Here is an 18,756-nt window from a genome sequence, read left to right as displayed (position 1 = left end):
AGGAAGCGCTGCCCTGTGCGCGGGCATTACAGCAGCGGCAGCCGCTTCCTCACCAGCTTTGTAATATCAATATTATAATCCGGTTCATAGAAGAACAACGTACTGTCTACATTCACGATCCTTGCCTGTACAGCGGAATCACTCATGTAATCACAAAAAGTAGGCACCAGTATCATATCTGATATAGCTTTCCATTTACCATTCGTAAAGGACCAGGGCTGCATATCATACGTACAGCCATTCCCCGGCTTCCTGAAAATAGAGATATCATCCCTGCCATCATTATTCAGGTCTCCTTCATTGATCAGTCTGAGATCCCCCTCGCCGGCATACAGGTCTGGAATGTCCTGTGTGGTGAAACGGATGGTGTACTCATCTTGTGTCTCCGCATCTACCCGGGCTTTGAGTAATATGCTGTAAGCAGTATCCGGAATGGAATCGCCATTAAAATCGCCATGAAGCCAGGCTGTATCAGGTATCGTGGGCTCATAACTATCCGTCATTGCCATGGCGGTGGGTGGCGGCGCATCGGTTGTGTTGGTGGCAATTGACGGCTGACAGGCCGCAAGGGCGGTCAGCAGGATAAACAGGATATATTTCATAGGTGGCCGAAAATTAAAAAATTGCAACGGATAATAAAAATGTATAAAGTAACGACGGGCTCCGCTATTTACCCAAAGGATAAATTATTTTATGTTTTACGTAAAATATTGAATGTTTTACGTAGATTTGTATCGCATAAAAAATTTCCTCGTATGAACAGATATATCCTGCTCACGCTGAAAGTGATCGTAGACACCGGCTGGTATTTGATATTACCGCTTATGCTGATAGTAGCTATTGTTATTGGTATCCAGGTGGCCACGGCCGGCCGGTTGGAATGGGACGTGCCCGTAGTGCTTAAAACAGATCATTTGCCGGTAGAAACAATAGACGCGGCTGATTTCCATGCTACCAAGATCGTTAAGACAGAAGGCGTATTAAAACTGGATGTGAAGCTCACACCCTTCCTGACCGCAGACGCTGTTCTGTTCTTCTGCCTGGGTGTATCGCTATTGGTAGGTATCTTGCGGAACGCGCGCGAGATCATAGCCTCCCTGCAGGCAGATGCGCCTTTTGATCTGGCAAATGTGAGACGGTTGCGGATCATAGGCCTGTGCGTATTGGGCAACGCGCTGCTGGAATGCTGTAATAGCCTGTTGAACATATTTTTGTTCAATAAACATATACGTGAAATGGAAAACATGTATCAGGTAAAAGTAGTGTTTGGCATGAATGCCATTATCGTGGGGCTGGTGATACTACTGTTATCGGAAATATTCCGGAAAGGGGCACAATTAAAGGCAGATAATGAATCTTTTGTATAATGGCGATCATCATAAACCTGGACGTCCAGATGGCGAAGAATAAGATCTCGCTAACGGAGCTGGCGCAGAAGGTAGGCATTTCCATGACTAATTTATCCCTCCTGAAAACAGGCAAGGTAAAAGGTATCCGCTTTGATACACTGGAGGCTTTATGCCGGGAGCTGAAATGCAAACCCGGCGATATACTGGATGTTACGCCGGAGGAAACGCCTTAGCGTGGCCAGCCCACCAGGCTGTCATTTGGCAGGTCATATTCGTATAGCCGCCGGGTAAGGGTATCTATATACAGCCAGCCATCCGTCGCAAACCGGGCGCCATCCTCATCTTCCTGGTCATGGCCCAGATGTACCAGTATATAAGTGGAGGAGTCCCGTTTTTCCAGCTGGTCCCACATCCATTTCATACTGGCGGTGCTGTCATTCACGATGGTGCGGATGCCTTCATTGTCCGTATGGTCAATATAGTTAGCCACCAGGCCCGTGGCCCAATCCATTCTTTCTATAGTAGTGCTGTCCAGTTCTATGGAATTGCCGGATGCAGTCCGTTCTTCTTTTGCATCTTCGGGATCGTCCATGATCGTATCGGTAAAACTGATATCTTCCGTGATGGTCTTGGCGCTGTCAGTAGCCGTGGGCGTTTGACTGCTGGTATTCACACAACTCACTGCCAGTAGCAGGAGGGTTAAACAGGTAAGGGTCTGTTTCATGGATAGTAGGAATTGCGGCAAAGATAATCAGCGCAGGCAAAATCGTATGTTAAAAAATCCTTTGATGAAATACGCAACGGCCTTTCCTTCCGCCGTATAAGAAGTAGTCTGTAAAAAAGCTTGTTGCTCAGTACTATATATCAATAATACATATATCAATATGGTACGTAGGTGTTAGCCATTTGTGATTTACCGCCGGTATCTTGCAGCCTGATTTATTCCTATACCCAAAAAACAATCCTTTTTATTATGAAGCGAACTTTACTTTTGTTAGCCGCATTCGCGTCTTTTATCGTTTCCTGTTCAAAAAATGATACCCCACCTGAAACTCAACCTGAGACCAACGCGATCAGCGGCAATTATGATCTTGTAGGATTAAGAGCCGGCGGCGGTGTAACGTGGACACGACCTGTTGAACAGATTGTAACCATAAACAGGTATAATTATGCCATGCATCTGTCAGGGGGAACTGCTACTATTGACGTAAATAAGATCGCCGCAAAGGATTGGACCTATCATATTGATACGCTCATGTACAATAAAACTTACACAAAGGGAGTACTGACCGACGTTAGTGAGGAGCCAATTTCGAAGGATGTCCGGGCCGGCAACAGTACGATCACTTATAAGCTTGTTGGTACGGATTCCGTATTCTTTGACAAAGGAATTGTTGGCATCGCGGGCGATCCTTTGATGCCGGTAGCGATGGGTGGTAAGATAACATGGGCTGGGGACACGCTGATCATGCGCGCCACTGCCGATACGACTTATACCATGGAAAAGTCAGGAATACAGTATCAGATGCAAAGTATCTGCAACATGGAGCTAAAGCTTAAGAAACGCAGCTGATATGCTGATAAGATACCGGAGGGCGTGCTGCAAAGCCGCCCTTTTTTAATGCATTTATAGAAAGATCATTTAACCGCGGCTTATTTTGATGCGCCTTTAGGCTCATCCGTCACTGCCCGCAAACTAACCTCCGTTGCCGTTGGGAAATTAGCCGGTACGGGATAAGTGACCTTACCGGTAGCCAGCCATTCCGTTACGCGGATCACCGTTGTCTCAAAACCTATGCAGCGATAGCTGATAGGGTACACATCCCCTTTCCACAGATGCCCCATGCTGGAGTTATACACCCGCCCCTTGCCATATTTCACCACCCATTCCACCGGCCAGGTCTTTTTGCTGATGCTGTCATATGCGGCGGATAACACCGTCAGATGCTCCGCCGGGCCGCGGGGATAACGGTATAATTCCATAGAAGCCGTTTTCCAGTGCTCCGGGTAACCCTGGTTGATGGGATGGCGCTGCAGGATATGGATCACCGCGTCAAAACGGTCGCCATGATTGGTCTGCTCGCCCTGGCCGGGCGGTGTGCGGATAATATGGCCGTTACTGTCCAGCTCCAGCGCTACGCCGGTTTGCCGGTTACGCCAGCCCAGGCCTATCATCCGGTTATATTCCTGCCAATGAGCAAAAGCATTGTTGGCGGAGTGCAGGATATACAGGCCGCCGCCGGCGCGCACATACTCCTCCAGCTGCCGCTCTACCCGCCGGGGCCAGCGCCAGCTGGTATCGTTAATATTGTTGGTGTTCTGGATAATGACATCATAGCCGGTGAACGTAGGCCGCCAGTTGTCCCAGCCGGTATCATGCGGGGTGGGAGGAGCGGTCGTAACGGCTACGCTGAACCGCCGGCTCTCTTCCAGTATGCCTTTAATGAGCCGCGTGGTCTGTTTCCAGTCGTGGTTACTAAAGCCGTCTATAATAAGCACCCGGATCCGGTGTTGGGCGGGTGACTGGGCATTCGTAAGCGAAGCCCATGAAAATAATACGATCAATAATAACCAAAACCTTGCCCGCATGCTGTTATGTTTGGCGGTTAAAATAGCAAAAACAGGGAACAGGGTCCGCAATTTGTGTTAACCGGCATTATCTTATTTTTGAGGTATGACGCCTTCCTTCTTCTCAAAACATAAGCATACCATCCTCTATGGCGTTTGCCTGGCCGTGCTCCTGTTCCTGCTTAAATGGCTGGAGCTGCGGCTGGTGATCGTTCACCACCATATGGAGGTGTATATCGGCGCAATAGCCATCCTGTTTACCGCCCTGGGCATCTGGCTGGCGCTAAAGCTTACGCAGCCCAAAGTAAAGACAGTTGTAGTGGAGAAGGAAGTATACCTGCCGGAGGGGAACGGCCGGGAGTTTACCCAAAATGCCGCAGAGGTATCCCGGCTGGGGCTCAGCAACCGGGAGCTGGAGGTGCTGCAACTTATGGCGGAGGGCCTCAGCAACCAGGAGATAGCCGCCCGTTTATTTGTTTCCCTCAATACCATAAAAACACATTCCTCCCGGGTATTTGAGAAGCTGGATGTAAAGCGCAGGACCCAGGCGGTGGACAAGGCAAAGCGGCTGAGCATTATTCCTTGATTATCAATTACGAACACAGTCACACTTTGGCGGGAATCTGTACAAAAGCGCCAAAATCACCCTAAAGTATGAACCTTATTTTGCCCCGAATGTTCAAATTACAGGCATCAACTTAAAACCTGATACATGAAAAAGATCGTACTTGTATGCGGCCTTATTGCCGGGCTCATTGTCAGCAGCCTGATGGTCATTACCATCGCCGCCTGTTATAATAACCCCAATTTCCAGAGTAACATGGTGCTGGGGTATGCCTCCATGATCCTCTCCTTTTCCGCCATCTTTGTAGGTATTAAAATGTTCCGGGATAAATATAACGGGGGTGTTATCACCTTTGGCCGGGCCTTTACGATAGGGCTGTTCATCACTTTGATCGCCAGCACCATTTACGTACTGGCATGGTTGGTAGACTATTACCTCTTTATCCCGGACTTCATGGATAAATACGCGGCGCATGTGCTCAAAGAGGCCACACAGGATGGCGCCACCCGGCAGGAGCTCGCCCAAAAAACAGCAGAAATGGCCAGCTACAAGGAAATGTATAAGAACCCCATTTTCGTGATACTGTTCACTTACGTAGAAATTATACCGGTAGGCCTGGTGGTGACCATCATCAGCGCGCTGATCCTGAGGCGGAAGGCCAAAGGCCCGGCAATAGCCACCGCCTGATGAACGCCAGCAAACAAACCATGCTTTGGTTGCGGGTTATTCCGGCCCGTACTTAGCTGCTACCTGGCTTATATCCCTGTCGCTAAAACCTTAGCCGGTAGTTATCAGCAAAAAATAAAATGCCCCCGGACAACCTGGCCGGGGGCATTTTATTTTCCATCTATCCAGGATCAGGAATGTCCCAGCGCCTTTATGACTGCCTGGTCATTAACAAATTCATTGAACCGGCGTAAGCATCCGCCGTATCAAAAAAGTTGATGCCGGCATCCAGCGCACGGCCAACCACGGCGTCTGCATCTGCGGCCTCTGTTTTGTAAACGGAGGGTATGCCTTTATTACCGGCGGTAAAGGTCATAGCGCCAAACGAGAAGCGGGATACAATAAGGCCTGTATTTCCTAGTGTTGAGTATTGCATCTGATAATGGGTTTCCGTTAAAAATTCATTTAAGATAAGGCCTTCGGCCGGTTAGATGACCACCTTTTTCCAGCGTCCTCTTTTAAACAATACAAAAGCGGCGATGGACATGGCTGTTTCTGCTACCGGTATGGCAATAAACACGCCCAGTGGCCCCAGCTGCATATACTTGGCCAGCAGGTAAGCCAGCGGTATCTGGAACAGCCAGAAGCCCACAAAATTGATCCAGGTGGGCGTCCACGTATCACCGGAGCCGTTAAACGCATTGATCATCACCATACCTATACCATAAAACACATACCCGGCGCTCATAATACGCAGTGCCCTGGCGGCAATAGCCCTTATCTGCGGATCGCTGGTAAAGAACGAGATAAAGAACTCCGCACAGGTAAAGAACAGGATGGTCACACAGGCCATGAATAAGAAATTATACTTGGCGGTCTTCAGCACAGACGCTTCCGCCCTTTCCGGCTGTTGGGCGCCCAGGTTCTGTCCTACCAGCGTAGCCGCTGCGTTACTAAGGCCCCAGGCCGGTAGTATAAAGAATATCAGCAGGCGTATCGCCGTCTGGTATCCGGCAGAGCCATGATCGCCGCCGGTTTCCGCTACCAGCCGGGTCAGGAAGATCCAGCTGCAGGAGCCTATCAGGAACTGGAAAGTACCCGGCGAGGCGATCTTAACAACAGACTTGATCAGCGGCCAGTCCAGGTACATGTGCCGGCGTTTGATCTTCAGCTGGCTTTTCCCGCCAAATAAATGGAACAGCTGGTATATTACGCCAATACCGCGGCCGCACATGGTGGCCATCGCGGCGCCGGTAAGGCCAAATCCCAATACTTTAATAAACAGCGGACAAAGGATGATATTGCAGATATTGGCCAGCCACAGGCTTTTCATGGCCATAGCCGGGTTGCCCGCCCCGCGGAAAACACCATTGATCAGGAACAGCAACATGATCACCAGGCTGCTGCCAAACATGAGCCGGGTATAAGAAACGCCTTTGCCCACGGTTGTTGCTGATGCACCCATCACCCGCAGGATATCACCGGAATAGATAACGCCTACGATGCTGATGATAGCGGTCACAAAAAATGATAGCCAGATGGCCTGCATACCCGCATGGGCAGCGGCGTCCGGGTTCTTTTCCCCTATACGGCGGGCTACCAGGGCCGTAGCGGCCATACTGATACCAATGGCCAGGGAGTATACAATAGTGATTACAGATTCTGTTAAACCTACTGTTTGAATGGCATGGCTGCTATCCGGTAAATGGCCTACAAAATACAGGTCTACCAGGGCAAACACAGATTCCATACACATCTCCAGGATCATGGGAATGGCCAGCGTAAGCACCGCTTTGCGCAGGCTGCCCGTGGTATAATCCATCTCTTCCCCCTTGATGGCTTGTTTAATAAATGAGAAGATATAAGCTACTCTGTTCGTCGTCATGGACTGTTGCGGCATAAGTTACAGCGTTTAGAAATAGATGAATGAAACGGTTGAGAGAAAAGACGGTCATCAGATGTACACAGGCATGATGTACATCCTTTTGGGTATTTACCGGTTTGTATTGCGCTTTACAGCAAGTGAATGTTACTTAGCACATGGTTTGATCAATTGGCATTTGATGCGGTACACGATGAGTTCATTGTTTTGTGAATACAAATATACATACCTCCGTGTTATTTAGGGAGGTATAAATACGACAATCTGAAGGGGAGGTTACGACATATCCTTCAGGATAATTTGAAAAGCATTTTGCAGAACAAAACATCCCTTTTGCAGAGAAAGCCCCACAGCTCACAAAACACGCCGCCATGACTACCCTTAGCGTGCTACATTTGATGTATACAAAGCCTGATCTGCTATGCTATACAGCCTGGAAACACATCAATTAACACATCGTTTTTCTGCACAGGAAACAGTACTCGATAACATCAGCCTGCAGGTGCCGCAAGGCGCTATCTACGGCTTCCTGGGGCCTAACGGGGCCGGCAAGACCACCACGTTACGGCTGGTACTGGGCCTGCTGAGAAAACAGCAGGGCAGCATCTCTATCCTGGGACAATCCTTTACCGCGCATCGCGTAGCGCTGTTAAGACAGGTAGGCTCCCTGATAGAGTCGCCATCCGTATACAGCCATCTTTCTGCTATGGAAAACCTGCAGGTGCTGCAAAAACTGTATCAATGTCCCGCCAAACGGCTGCCGGAAGTACTGGAGCTGGTAGGCCTTACCGCCGCCACGCACAAGAAGGCCGGCCGTTTCTCACTGGGAATGAAACAACGCCTGGGCATTGCCATTGCCTTACTCAACAACCCCTCACTGCTAATACTGGACGAGCCTACCAACGGCCTGGACCCCAACGGCATTATCGAAATGCGCGAGCTGGTGCGTAACCTCAACCGCGAGCAGGGCCTTACTGTTATTATCTCCAGTCACCTGCTGGCAGAAGTGGAAAAACTGGCCACCCACACCGGTATCATCCACAAAGGCCGCCTGCTGTTCCAGGGTACGCTGGATACGCTGCTGCAACAACGCCATAACGGCGCCGCCGTGATGATAGATACCAATGATACCCTGCGCACACTGGAGCTGCTAAAGGACCAGGACCTGCCCGCACATACGGAAAATGGAAAGGTGTACCTGTCCGGTATCACCAAAGGGCAGATGGGCGCCCTTAACCGGCAACTGCTGCAACGCGGCATCACCGTATACGAGATCTGCCGTCAGCCCAATAACCTGGAGAATATATTCATGCACCTCATCAACGACTAATTATGCCTGTACCTTTTCTGTTAAGTTTTCAAAGCGAGTGGCTGAAACAACGCCACAGCGCCGCCAGCTGGATCATAGCCGGCGGCAGCCTGCTGATACCCGTACTTTTTTTAGGGGTGAGATTATACCACGCGGCAGACCTGCCCGCCATACATACCGCGCCCCGTTTCTGGGAACAGTTATACAACCAGACCTGGCAGATAATGGGCGCCATGCTCATGCCCCTGGGCGTAATAGTGGTCACCAGCCTGGTTACCCAGCTGGAGTTCCGCAACAATACCTGGAAGCAATTATATACCACCCCGCAGGGACTTACCACCATATTCTTCGCCAAAATGGCCGTCATACTGGTGATGGTGCTGCAATGTTTTGTGATCTTCAATATTGGCTTTTATATAACGGGCGTAATGCCCGCGCTGCTGGTAAAAGGTGTGCCATACCCCGCAGAGCCATTGCCTTTCCTGCGTATGCTGATGGGGAACGGCAAATTCTTTATCGCCTGTTTGCCCATCGTGGCGCTGCAATACCTCTTAAGCCTGCAATGCAGGAATGTATTATTGCCCATAGGCATTGGCATAGCTCTGCACATAACTTCCATGCTGGCATTAAGATGGGAATACGGCTATATTCTTCCGTACATTTATGGATCGCTTAGTTTCCTGGAACAGGGACTGAAGCATAACTACCCGATGAATATACAGTTGCTGGCGCTGGGGCATTTTGTATTATTGGTCGCGGTGAGCTTTGTTTTATTTATCCGCAAAAAAGATAAAGGATAGCCACATGAAAAGGCTTTTTGTTGTGTTATTACATACCGGGTATTGGTTGCTGTACGCATTGCTGGTATTTACCTTTGTGTGGGTGCTTATCAAAACGGCCCATATGACCTTCAATAACGTGCGCTTCCTGGCAATCCATTCCCCGGTTATGGTGGTAAGCTTTCCGCCAGCCTTGCTGGGATTTTACAGCGCTTATCTTGTGTTATTCCGCTTATTGCAGCGTAAGCAGTTCCTGCCGCTCCTCGGCCTTAGCCTGCTGTTTGCGCTTGCTGCCGGGGTGATCACATACAGCTACCTGGAGCTATCCCGTAATATAGCCGCGCTTAACGGGCCGCAAGAGCGGATCCAGATAGTCATCTTCCTTTCCCTGCTGGCTTATCTGCACAGCATTATTGCACTGGTAATGAAAGGTTTTATTAGCTGGTATGGCGATATCCGCCTGAAAGAAAACCTGAGCCGCAAGAACTTCGAAACAGAACTGGCCCTGGTAAAATCACAGATCCACCCGCATTTCCTGTTCAATACCATCAACAATATTGATGTGCTGATAGAAAAAGATGCCGCCCGGGCCTCGCTGTACCTGAACAAACTATCAGACATCATGCGCTTTATGCTCTATGAAACAAAAGCAGAGCAGATGCCGTTATCCAAAGAGCTGGATTATATCAACAAGTACATCGCCTTACAACAGATCCGCAGCGCCAACGCTAACTATGTACGCTACCAGGTGGAAGGGGATGCGGCCAACAACATGATTGCGCCCATGCTTTTTATTCCTTACATTGAAAACGCTTTCAAGTATGCGGAGCACCGGAAATCAGAAAATGCCATCAACATACAGCTGAAAATAGAAAAGGATATCATACACTTCAACTGTGAGAATATGTATAAACGGGAGCTGCCGCCACAAAGTGGAAATAACGGTTATAACGGCCTGGGTAATGAGCTGCTGCAAAAGCGCCTGCAGCTCTTGTATCCCGGCAAACATAGCCTGCACATCACCCATGACAATGGCGTGTATAAAGTGAACCTAATGCTGCAAACCCATGAACATTAACTGCATTATTGTAGAGGACGAGCCGCTGGCGCAGGAGCGTATCAAAGGCTACATCAGCAAGCTGCCTTTCCTGCACCTGCTGGCCAGTTTTGATAACGGGGTGGATGCGCTGGTCTTTCTCCGCACCCAGCCGGTAGACCTGGTGTTCCTGGATATCAACATCGGGGAGTTCAGCGGCATACAGCTGCTGGAAACCGCCCACCGCCCGGTAGAGGTGATCATCACCACCGCCTATGATGGATACGCCCTAAAAGGCTTTGACCTGAATGTAAGGGACTATCTCCTGAAACCCTTTACGTTTGAGCGTTTTATACAGGCGGTAGACAAGGTCAGGGATCACCTGGGCCGCCCCGCCGCCGCGCCCCAGAAATCATTCATCTTTATAAAGACCGCCTACCGCCTGGAAAAGCTGCTCCTGCAGGATGTGCTGTATATAGAAGGTATGCGGGATTACCGCAGGATCCATACTACACATAAATGGATCATGACCCTGCAGACCTTCCGGGAATTTGAGCAGGAAATACCGGCCTCCATTATCTGCCGGGTACACAAATCATTTATGGTGGCCATTGATAAGATAGATGCTGTAGAAAAGGATAACATCCAGATAGGGCGCGCCATCATACCTATATCAGATACCTATAAAAAGGCTTTTTACCAGCTTATCACCGCAGCCGCTAAATAATCCGGTTTTTTTATTATTTTCAGCATGCTATGAATTAACCTAAGGCGTCCATTAAAAAGCATGCACTACATGACCAACTTGTACAGATCCACGATCATCTATCCTGTCTTTATTGTTATTTTTCTCCTGCAACTGAGCACCGTCTTTGCCCAATCATTTGAAGCGGAATCCGGCACGCTCAGTAACGGCGCCAACCTGCAAGGCTGCACCGGCTGTTCCGGCGCCAATATGGTAGGCAACCTGGGCGGCCCTTCCAACGGCACCGTAGTAGTGCCGGTGAATGTAAGCACCGCAGGCACATATACCCTTACCATCTACTACTGCACAGCAGATCCGCGGGTGATCTATGTAACGCCCAACAATGGTAATTACACGGGTATTAACTGCGCGCCTTCCGGCGGATGGAGCACCGTAGGCAATACCAGCATGAACGTAACGCTCAATGCCGGTAACAACACCATACGCCTGGATAACGGCGCCGGCGGATGGGGGCCTAATATTGACAGGATCACCCTGCAGCCAACCCTGACCATCAGCTTTGGCAGCGGCAACAGCATCTACTACAACCTGGGCACCGGTAAGTACAATGTGTACTTTAACAACAACCCGGTGATCACAGATGCCTATGCATCCGCCAACTCCAACAACATCTTTTACAGCCATACAGGTTATACCAGCCGTACCTATGCCGCTACGCCTGTTACAGACGCTTTTGGCAGCGGTACCAAACATACCATCACCTTAACAGGCAGCGGCCTTATAACCATGCAGCAGGTGTTTTATACCTATAGCGGCAAGAACTATTTCTTTACAGAAGTATTGCTCACTGGCGCAGGCTCCAACTGTTACCGTATGGCGCCCCTGGTGGCTGACGGTGTGGCCATACCCGGCGGCGGGGATATGCGCGCCTTGAACGTGCCTTTCGATAACGATGCCTGGATCCGCTATAATGCGCAATCCATGGGCTCCGCCAACTTTACCTCCGCAGAGGTAACAGGCCTCTATGATAACAGTAACCGTAACGGCCTGGTAATAGGCTCCGTTGAACATACCGTTTGGAAAACAGGCGTTTCCGTTACCGGCGGCGGGAGCGGTACCCTCACCCACCTGGAAGCCTATGGCGGTTTTACCAGCAATGGCGTTACCCGCGATCTGCGCGGCCACGGCTGGGTAAGCGTAGGCGGCAATAGCTGTAAATCGCCAAAGATCATGGTGAACTATGATGCGGACTGGCGCACTGCATTTGAGACCTATGGTAGCGCCAACGCCACCGCAGAGCCGCGTTATATAGCCAGCTACACCGGCGGTACGCCCTTTGGCTGGAACAGCTGGGGCGCTATCCAGTCCAGCCTGACCCTCGCAAAGGCTAAAGCCGTGGTAGACTTTTTTGCCAATAACTGCGTCAATTTCCGTAACAGTGATAATACGCTTTATATAGACCTGGACTCTTACTGGGATAACCTCTCATCCGGCGGCCTGAGTGGCAGCTTTGCCCAGTTGACAGAGTTTGCCAACTACTGTAAAAGCAAAGGGCTGAAACCCGGTATTTACTGGGCGCCTTTTGTAGACTGGGGTAAGAATGGCAGCGCCACGGTGGATGGTACTTCCTACCACTACCAGGACTGCTGGACAAAAATAAACGGCAGCGTAGTGGACCTGGACGGCGCCCGCGCCCTGGACCCCACGCACCCGGGTACAAAAGGCCGTATTGCCTATGTAATTGGCAAGTTCAAGACCTGCGGTTTTGAAATGATAAAACTCGACTTTTTAGGACATGCCGCCCTGGAAGCAGACAGCTATTACGATAACAGCATTCACACCGGCATGGAGGCGTTTAAAAAAGGCATGGAATACGTAGTAGACCAACTGGCCGGGACTATGCTTACCTATGCCGCTATTAGCCCTAACCTGGCCTCTGCCCGTTATATACACATGCGCCGCGTAGCCTGCGACGCCTATAAAGATATCAGCGAAACCAATTATACCCTCAACAGCACTACTTATGGCTGGTGGCAAAAGAACCTGTACCAGTACATAGACGGGGACCACCTGGTATTTGGCACAGAACCGCTGGCAGAGAACCGCGCCAGGTTCACCTCCGGCCTGGTAACAGGCACCGTGCTTACCGGTGACGATTTTTCCACTACCGGCGCCTGGACCGCTACCGCACAATCCATCCTGCAAAACCAGGACCTGCTGGATATTGCCCGTAACGGAAACGGCAAAGCCTTCCGCCCGGTAGAGGGTAACACCGGCGACCAGCCCAATGAGCTGTTTACCGCCGCCATTGGCAACTATCAATACCTGGCCATCGTGAACTATGGCGCCGCCGCCAAAAACTATACAGTGAGTATGGCGCGTATAGGCCTCAATCCCTCCACCACTTATGGAGTGGTAAAGGAACTGTTTACCGGCGCACTTACCTCCGTTACCGGTAACCTGAATGTTACCGTGCCAGCGAGCGGAGCAGCTATATACCGCATCGATAAAACCGTTCTGCAGCCTATGGGAATGCTGTCCATGCGTTAAGTTTCCATGAAGGCCGGAATACTTGAAAACTTTGATCACATTTATTGAAATATTTGCGGCCCGCGCTTTATTTTAACGGGCATAATTTTAAACTATACCTTTATGGAAGACATGGATATGGACGAGCATGATGATCTTTATGGCATAGATATCGATCATGCCCACAAAAGGGCAATAGATCTGGTGCCTGAAGAGTTTTTCTGGAACTGCGCAGATGAGCTCTCGCCCTTTGGCTCTGACGAAGGCGATATAGCCCTGGCAGAGTTCCGCGACTGGCGTAAGCTGCACCCGGATTCCCCGGTGGTCGATTGCTTAAAATGGACCATTGAAAGCGTAGGCGAGATAGATTTTGCGGATTATAATGAAAGCCTGGTATCCGCAGAAAAAGTAAAACAACAGATTGAGGACGAAAACTTTGACGATCAGCAATACATCTTTACCCTGGATGTGTCCGTGATCGCCACGGGTTTTGCCCAGCTGGTAGATGAAGGTAAGATGGACGCCAGCAGCAAACCGGTCATAAAAGTGGCCCTGGACCGCCAGATCCTCTGGAGCGGCCTGCACGAAGGCTGGGAACATGGAGACCAGTATATTGATAACCTGCGGGTGTTGAAACGGGTGCTCCAGGAAGCATAATGATCTCCCTCATTAAACAATAAAGCCCTGCAGAACATCTCTGCAGGGCTCTTTATTTTGGCTAAGCCGTTTATTTCGTTACCTCAAAGGTGAGTTCGTTCACTTTTGTCAGTCCGCTCATACCGCTGGCCTGGTACACCACTTTGTACTTGCCGGGGGCGGTGATACCATATCCCTTACGCAGGTCTATCTCATGTTCAACGCTCCCTTTAGGAGATACTACGATATAGGCGTCTGCCGGCGGGGGCATGATCCTTTTGGCCATAGCGCCACGGTATTGTACCGCTTCGCCTTTGCTGTCCGTAATATCCAGGTAGGAGGCCATAAAGTTTTCGAACGGTGTATGCCATTTGCAGAAACGTACCGGGTTATCCGTAGGGTTAGCCACAGAGAATTTCAGCATAATGGGGCCGTCGCCTTTAATGGGGCTTTTTACGGACATGGTGGTTTCCAGTACAGCGGCGCTGTCCAGCGGATTAGCTTCCTGCTGGGCGGTGGTGTCTGCTGCGGGCGCTGCCTGGGCAGTATCCGCGGTAGTGGCTTGGGCTACAGTGCTGTCTGTAGTGGCGGCAGCTTCCTGCTGGCCATTATTACAGGCAAAAATGGTAACAAAGGACAGGCATGCTGCCGTGATCATTAATGAGTTCTTCATGTTCAATAAGTGTAATATGTTCAATTGGGCGCAAATTAACGGAAATTCCGGAAACGGAAAGTTAGGTTTTCATGAAGAGGGGATGGCAGGGAGGTCCGGCTTGAAGAAGCGGGTCAGGCAGGACTGCCAGGGCATAATCAATAGCGTGTTGATGGGAAAACCACGTCTTAATGAGGTGGACTGGTAGTATTTTAACAGATTTTGCTAAAGGTTCTCCTTCGCTTGAGGTTCGCTTAAGGTTCGATTAAGGTTCGCTCGGCCATTTTGGGTAAAATAGTACCAGTTGTCAAACCCGTTTTTGAGTATATTTGGTGTTGCCTTTTCCCTTGCTCCCTGGGCAAAAGACTCCCCCAACTTCAAATTTGTTTCAAAATTCAACGCTACCTTAGCAATTCTATGAAAGTGTTAGTAATAGAAGATAGTAAGGAAATAGCCAGCAGCCTGCATGATTTTTTGGCCCGGGAAGGGTACATCTGCGAGCTGGCAGAGACGTTTGACGAGGCCAGAACAAAGTTATCACTTTTTACATACGATTGTATCCTGCTCGATATAATGTTGCCCGATGGTAATGGGCTGGAACTGTTAAAGTTTATCCGGGCAGAGAATATACAGAGCGGGGTGCTTATCATCTCCGCCAAAGACGCGTTGGATGATAAAGTGACCGGCCTGGAAATAGGCGCGGACGATTATATCACCAAACCCTTCCACCTGCCGGAGCTGCATGCCCGTTTAAGGGCCATTTACCGCCGTAAACAACTATCCGGCAGTAGTATGATCAGCTTTAATGAGATCAGCCTGAATACAGATACCCTGGAGGCCACCGTGAATGATACGCTGCTGGAGATCACCCGTAAGGAGTTTGAACTGCTGCTGTACCTGATCGTAAACAAGAACAGGGTGCTGTCCCGGCAGTCCATAGCCACCCACCTCTGGGGCGATTATACAGATAATTTGGCTAACTTTGATTTTGTTTATCAGCATATTAAGAACCTTCGCAAGAAGATCAGCGCTGCCAACGGAGCAGATTATATAGCTACGGTTTATGGATTGGGATATAAATTCAATGCTTCGGCAGCAGTGAAGTAACAAATCAATAGTGAACGAATGAAGCTAGTAGATAAATTCACCTTATGGTTCATCGGTATCATCGTGTTAACAACACCGGTAACCGCCTATATCTGCTACCATAACCTGGTAAAGAATATAGATAAAACGGAGATCTCCCAGCTAAGCGCCCTGAATGAGACCACCGCCAGCCGCATGGAAAAAGGCCTGCCCATTGGCGAAGCGCCTAAGGGATCCTCCCTCTCCGTTACGCCATTGCAAACCGCCCTTCCGGAAGACCGTGTACAGATAGAGAAAACAAACAGCGATGATAAAGGGTTTATCAGCCTGTTAACGGTAAATTCCTACTATACCATCAAGGGCCAGCCTTACCGCATCTCTTCCAATAACTATATACCCGGCTCAAAACAGATCATGAACGCCATTATGGATACCATTATCTGGAAGCTGCTTATCATCATTGTTTGTGTAAGCATCACGGCCAGGCTGGTATCTGCGCGTATCCTGCAGTCTTTAAAGCTGACGATAAAACAGATCCAGCGGTTTAATGTGAAAAAGAAAGTGCAGTTCCCCGTTACCCGCACGCATGAGTTCCGGGAGCTGAACGAGTTCCTGCAGCGTACCACGGATAAGGCGGTAGATGAATATGTAGCCATCAAAGAGTTCAGCGAAAACGCCTCCCATGAGCTGCAAACGCCGCTGGCCATCCTGCGCAATAAACTGGAGCTGCTGAGCGAGACCAATATTGAAGAAGACCAGGCCACCCTGCTGGGCGATATGCAGAACGCTATTGAGCGGTTATCAAAGATCCACCGCTCCCTTACGCTCATCGCCAAGCTGGAGAATAATGAATATGCCGTGTCTGAGAGCATTAAGTTCTGCCGCATAGCCAAAGATGTGCTGGCGGCTTATGAAGACCGGATAGAGATGAAACATCTTTCTGTGCATACGGATTTTGGCAGCAATGTACAACTGAAGATCCATCCCATGCTGGCGGATATGCTGATGAATAACCTGCTGGGCAATGCGGTGCGCCACAATGTGGATAACGGTAATATCGATATCCGGTTGACAGCACAGCGGCTTATCGTAAGCAATACCGGGCTGCCGCCGGAAATGCCTACAGATGAATTATTCCAGCGCTTTAAGAAAAGCAATCAATGCAGTGACAGTGTAGGGCTGGGATTATCGATCGTAAAACAGATCTGCGACGTAAGCGGATTCTGTGTTTCCTATAGCTATAAGAACCGTATACATACTTTGCAGGTAGATTTTCAGCCTGCGCCTAAAGCCGTTGTAACGCCAGTGCCGCTTGATAATTTAGCAGCTGCCGCACAACCGGCCATCGTATAAATTCCACCGCTTCTATTCAGATCCTGATTGTCATATTTGTTTGACAGTTTGCGTTAGCCTTGCGTAAATACCCCACCACACTGCGTTACAGCCGGATAAAATTCTCCAATATTTTTTTAGATAGTATCAATACTTCAAGATTACTTCAAAATTATGGGCTCACTTTGCAGTTGGAATTACAAGTTTAGGAACCATTCTGCAAAAATCGTAGTTACATGTTTGGGAAAAAATATTGGGGTTTTATTCTTCTTTTCATCTTCATTAATATACATCTTTTAAGCGCACAGCAAACACTTACGTTAAAAGACGCGATACAGACTGCCGTTAATAATTACGGTACCATCAAAGCAAAAGCCAGCTATGCAGACGCTTCAAAAACAAGCGTAACACAGGCTAAACGGGATTACCTGCCTAACCTGAACCTGAGCGCACAGCAGGACTATGGAACCATTAACGGACAGAACGGCCCCCTGTACGGCTTTGGCGGCTTAGCCGCCTCCTCTTCCGGACAACCTTTACCGGATCAGAATTGGAATGCAGCATTTGGCGCATTATATCTTACGAATATAAACTGGGATTTTTTCGCATTTGGACGGGCAAAAGAGAAGATCAGAACGGCACAAGCGGTTGCTACCCGGGATAACAATGACTGGCAGCAGGAAATTTTTCAACAGGAAGTAAAGGTAGCAGCCGCTTATCTTAATCTGCTCGCCGCGCAGAAGCTCACATTATCTTACCAGAAGAACCTGAACCGTGCGGATACGTTCCGCCATGTGGTGGTAACCCGCGTTAAGAACGGATTGGCGCCCGGCGTAGATTCTTCACAAGCCAATGCAGAAGTGTCCAGCGCAAAGATCCAATTGACCCGTGCCGTTGATTTTGAACAGACACAGGCCAACCAGCTGGCCGTACTCATGGGCGTACCGGCACAGTCGTTTGCACTGGATACGTTCTTTGTTGCCAGGGTGCCTGCTATTATGAATGATACAGCAGCCTTGAGCAACCACCCCATACTACAATGGTATAAAAGCCGCGTGCTGCTAAGCGATGAGCAGGCGAAATACTTTAAAACATTCAACTTCCCGGTATTCTCACTGGTGGGTGTGCTGCAGACAAGGGGCTCCGGTTTTGATGCCACCTACAGCGCACAACACCTGGACGCTTATTCGCAAGCCTATTGGGATGGTATCAAACCTACCCGAACCAACTACCTTATTGGCCTGGGCATTAGCTGGAACTTTACCCAAACGCTGCGCATCAGCCAGCAGGTAAAATCCCAGAAGCAGATCAGCAAGGGGCTGCAGGCGGAATACGATCTGGCAGACCAGCAGCTGCATGCGCAACTGGCCTTGTCAGAAACACGCATCCAGAACGCGCTGGATAATTATAACGAAGTGCCGGTACAGGTAAAAGCGGCTTCTGACGCATTCCTGCAGAAAACAGTGTTGTACCGCAACGGCCTCACCAACCTGGTGGATGTAACGCAGGCCTTGTATGTATTGGTAAGAGCGGAAACAGACCGTGATATCGCCTACAGCAATGTATGGCAGGCGCTGTTGCTGAAAGCTTCCGCCAGCGGCGACTTTAATTTGTTTGCAAAAGAACTGTAAGCTGGGAAATAGATAGATAAACTGGTTTTG

20 protein-coding genes are annotated in these 18,756 nt (G+C 49.5%); 14 read left to right on the top strand and 6 right to left on the bottom strand.

Translation table 11 applies throughout. The features are described from left to right. Positions 1 to 26: 26 nt before the first annotated feature. Complete coding sequence (locus tag F0L74_RS10820; protein ID WP_149837881.1) at positions 27 to 602, bottom strand: hypothetical protein; 576 nt, start codon at positions 600 to 602, stop codon at positions 27 to 29. Between the two features lie 153 nt (positions 603 to 755). On the opposite strand from F0L74_RS10820, the gene F0L74_RS10815 reads away from it, so the two are divergent. Both F0L74_RS10815 and F0L74_RS10810 read left to right on the top strand, forming a co-directional pair. Continuing rightward, on the top strand, positions 756 to 1,367 hold the full coding sequence (locus tag F0L74_RS10815) for a DUF2975 domain-containing protein (RefSeq protein WP_188315953.1): 612 nt from the start codon (positions 756 to 758) through the stop codon (positions 1,365 to 1,367). Further along, complete coding sequence (locus F0L74_RS10810) at positions 1,367 to 1,582, top strand: helix-turn-helix domain-containing protein (RefSeq protein ID WP_149837879.1); 216 nt, start codon at positions 1,367 to 1,369, stop codon at positions 1,580 to 1,582. Before F0L74_RS10815 ends, F0L74_RS10810 begins: the two co-directional genes overlap by 1 nt. Here the strand turns inward: F0L74_RS10810 and F0L74_RS10805 are convergent. Then, positions 1,579 to 2,073: a hypothetical protein gene (locus F0L74_RS10805; protein WP_149837878.1), complete on the bottom strand. Its 495-nt coding sequence runs from the start codon at positions 2,071 to 2,073 to the stop codon at positions 1,579 to 1,581. The genes F0L74_RS10810 and F0L74_RS10805 overlap by 4 nt on opposite strands. Positions 2,074 to 2,322: 249 nt before the next feature. Between F0L74_RS10805 and F0L74_RS10800 the strand changes: the two genes are divergently transcribed. Then, the gene (locus tag F0L74_RS10800; protein ID WP_149837877.1) at positions 2,323 to 2,922 is read left to right on the top strand and encodes a hypothetical protein; all 600 of its coding nucleotides are present in this window, start codon (positions 2,323 to 2,325) and stop codon (positions 2,920 to 2,922) included. A gap of 80 nt (positions 2,923 to 3,002) precedes the next feature. Here the strand turns inward: F0L74_RS10800 and F0L74_RS10795 are convergent, their stop codons facing one another. Next, positions 3,003 to 3,938 carry a ThuA domain-containing protein gene (locus F0L74_RS10795; RefSeq protein WP_149837876.1) on the bottom strand — a complete coding sequence of 312 codons (936 nt, stop codon included), beginning with the start codon at positions 3,936 to 3,938 and terminating at the stop codon, positions 3,003 to 3,005. Positions 3,939 to 4,023: 85 nt separating this feature from the next. Between F0L74_RS10795 and F0L74_RS10790 the strand changes: the two genes are divergently transcribed. Together F0L74_RS10790 and F0L74_RS10785 are read left to right on the top strand one after the other, a co-directional pair. Continuing rightward, positions 4,024 to 4,503, top strand: a complete 480-nt coding sequence (locus tag F0L74_RS10790) for a response regulator transcription factor (protein WP_149837875.1) — start codon at positions 4,024 to 4,026, stop codon at positions 4,501 to 4,503. Between the two features lie 126 nt (positions 4,504 to 4,629). Next, positions 4,630 to 5,169, top strand: a complete 540-nt coding sequence (locus F0L74_RS10785) for a DUF4199 domain-containing protein (protein ID WP_149837874.1) — start codon at positions 4,630 to 4,632, stop codon at positions 5,167 to 5,169. A gap of 190 nt (positions 5,170 to 5,359) precedes the next feature. On the opposite strand, the gene F0L74_RS10780 is transcribed toward F0L74_RS10785, so the two are convergent. Both F0L74_RS10780 and F0L74_RS10775 read right to left on the bottom strand, forming a co-directional pair. After that, a complete protein-coding gene (locus tag F0L74_RS10780) occupies positions 5,360 to 5,584 on the bottom strand; it encodes an aldo/keto reductase (protein WP_149837873.1) in 225 nt (74 codons plus the stop codon). Between the two features lie 51 nt (positions 5,585 to 5,635). Next, complete coding sequence (locus F0L74_RS10775) at positions 5,636 to 7,048, bottom strand: MATE family efflux transporter (RefSeq protein ID WP_149837872.1); 1,413 nt, start codon at positions 7,046 to 7,048, stop codon at positions 5,636 to 5,638. 403 nt (positions 7,049 to 7,451) lie between these two features. Between F0L74_RS10775 and F0L74_RS10770 the strand changes: the two genes are divergently transcribed. The 6 genes from F0L74_RS10770 to F0L74_RS10745 all read left to right on the top strand — a co-directional run bounded on the left by F0L74_RS10770 (position 7,452) and on the right by F0L74_RS10745 (position 14,046). Next, positions 7,452 to 8,360, top strand: a complete 909-nt coding sequence (locus F0L74_RS10770; RefSeq protein WP_149837871.1) for an ABC transporter ATP-binding protein — start codon at positions 7,452 to 7,454, stop codon at positions 8,358 to 8,360. Between the two features lie 2 nt (positions 8,361 to 8,362). Next, on the top strand, positions 8,363 to 9,139 hold the full coding sequence (locus F0L74_RS10765; protein ID WP_149837870.1) for an ABC transporter permease: 777 nt from the start codon (positions 8,363 to 8,365) through the stop codon (positions 9,137 to 9,139). A gap of 4 nt (positions 9,140 to 9,143) precedes the next feature. Continuing rightward, a complete protein-coding gene (locus F0L74_RS10760) occupies positions 9,144 to 10,196 on the top strand; it encodes a sensor histidine kinase (RefSeq protein ID WP_149837869.1) in 1,053 nt (350 codons plus the stop codon). After that, entirely contained in the window at positions 10,186 to 10,881 is a 696-nt protein-coding gene (locus F0L74_RS10755; protein ID WP_149837868.1) for a LytR/AlgR family response regulator transcription factor, read from the top strand. The genes F0L74_RS10760 and F0L74_RS10755 overlap by 11 nt, the downstream gene beginning before the upstream one ends. A gap of 69 nt (positions 10,882 to 10,950) precedes the next feature. Next, complete coding sequence (locus F0L74_RS10750; RefSeq protein ID WP_149837867.1) at positions 10,951 to 13,410, top strand: CBM35 domain-containing protein; 2,460 nt, start codon at positions 10,951 to 10,953, stop codon at positions 13,408 to 13,410. Positions 13,411 to 13,512: 102 nt separating this feature from the next. Beyond that, positions 13,513 to 14,046 carry a hypothetical protein gene (locus tag F0L74_RS10745; protein ID WP_246197675.1) on the top strand — a complete coding sequence of 178 codons (534 nt, stop codon included), beginning with the start codon at positions 13,513 to 13,515 and terminating at the stop codon, positions 14,044 to 14,046. 70 nt (positions 14,047 to 14,116) lie between these two features. On the opposite strand, the gene F0L74_RS10740 is transcribed toward F0L74_RS10745, so the two are convergent. Next, on the bottom strand, positions 14,117 to 14,698 hold the full coding sequence (locus tag F0L74_RS10740; protein WP_149837866.1) for a protease: 582 nt from the start codon (positions 14,696 to 14,698) through the stop codon (positions 14,117 to 14,119). 396 nt (positions 14,699 to 15,094) lie between these two features. On the opposite strand from F0L74_RS10740, the gene F0L74_RS10735 reads away from it, so the two are divergent. The 3 genes from F0L74_RS10735 to F0L74_RS10725 all read left to right on the top strand — a co-directional run bounded on the left by F0L74_RS10735 (position 15,095) and on the right by F0L74_RS10725 (position 18,726). Then, positions 15,095 to 15,784, top strand: a complete 690-nt coding sequence (locus F0L74_RS10735; RefSeq protein ID WP_149837865.1) for a response regulator transcription factor — start codon at positions 15,095 to 15,097, stop codon at positions 15,782 to 15,784. An 18-nt stretch (positions 15,785 to 15,802) separates the two neighbouring features. Continuing rightward, the gene (locus tag F0L74_RS10730) at positions 15,803 to 17,116 is read left to right on the top strand and encodes a sensor histidine kinase (RefSeq protein ID WP_149837864.1); all 1,314 of its coding nucleotides are present in this window, start codon (positions 15,803 to 15,805) and stop codon (positions 17,114 to 17,116) included. 215 nt (positions 17,117 to 17,331) lie between these two features. Then, positions 17,332 to 18,726, top strand: coding sequence for a TolC family protein (locus tag F0L74_RS10725; protein WP_149837863.1), 1,395 nt, complete (start codon positions 17,332 to 17,334; stop codon positions 18,724 to 18,726). Positions 18,727 to 18,756: the final 30 nt, after the last annotated feature.

It is taken from the genome of Chitinophaga agrisoli (genome assembly GCF_008386695.1).
In the GTDB taxonomy this organism is placed as follows: Bacteria; Bacteroidota; Bacteroidia; order Chitinophagales; family Chitinophagaceae; genus Chitinophaga; species Chitinophaga agrisoli.
The sequence above is the reverse complement of the archived record's forward strand: the minus strand, read 5'-3'. Positions and strand labels throughout refer to the sequence as shown.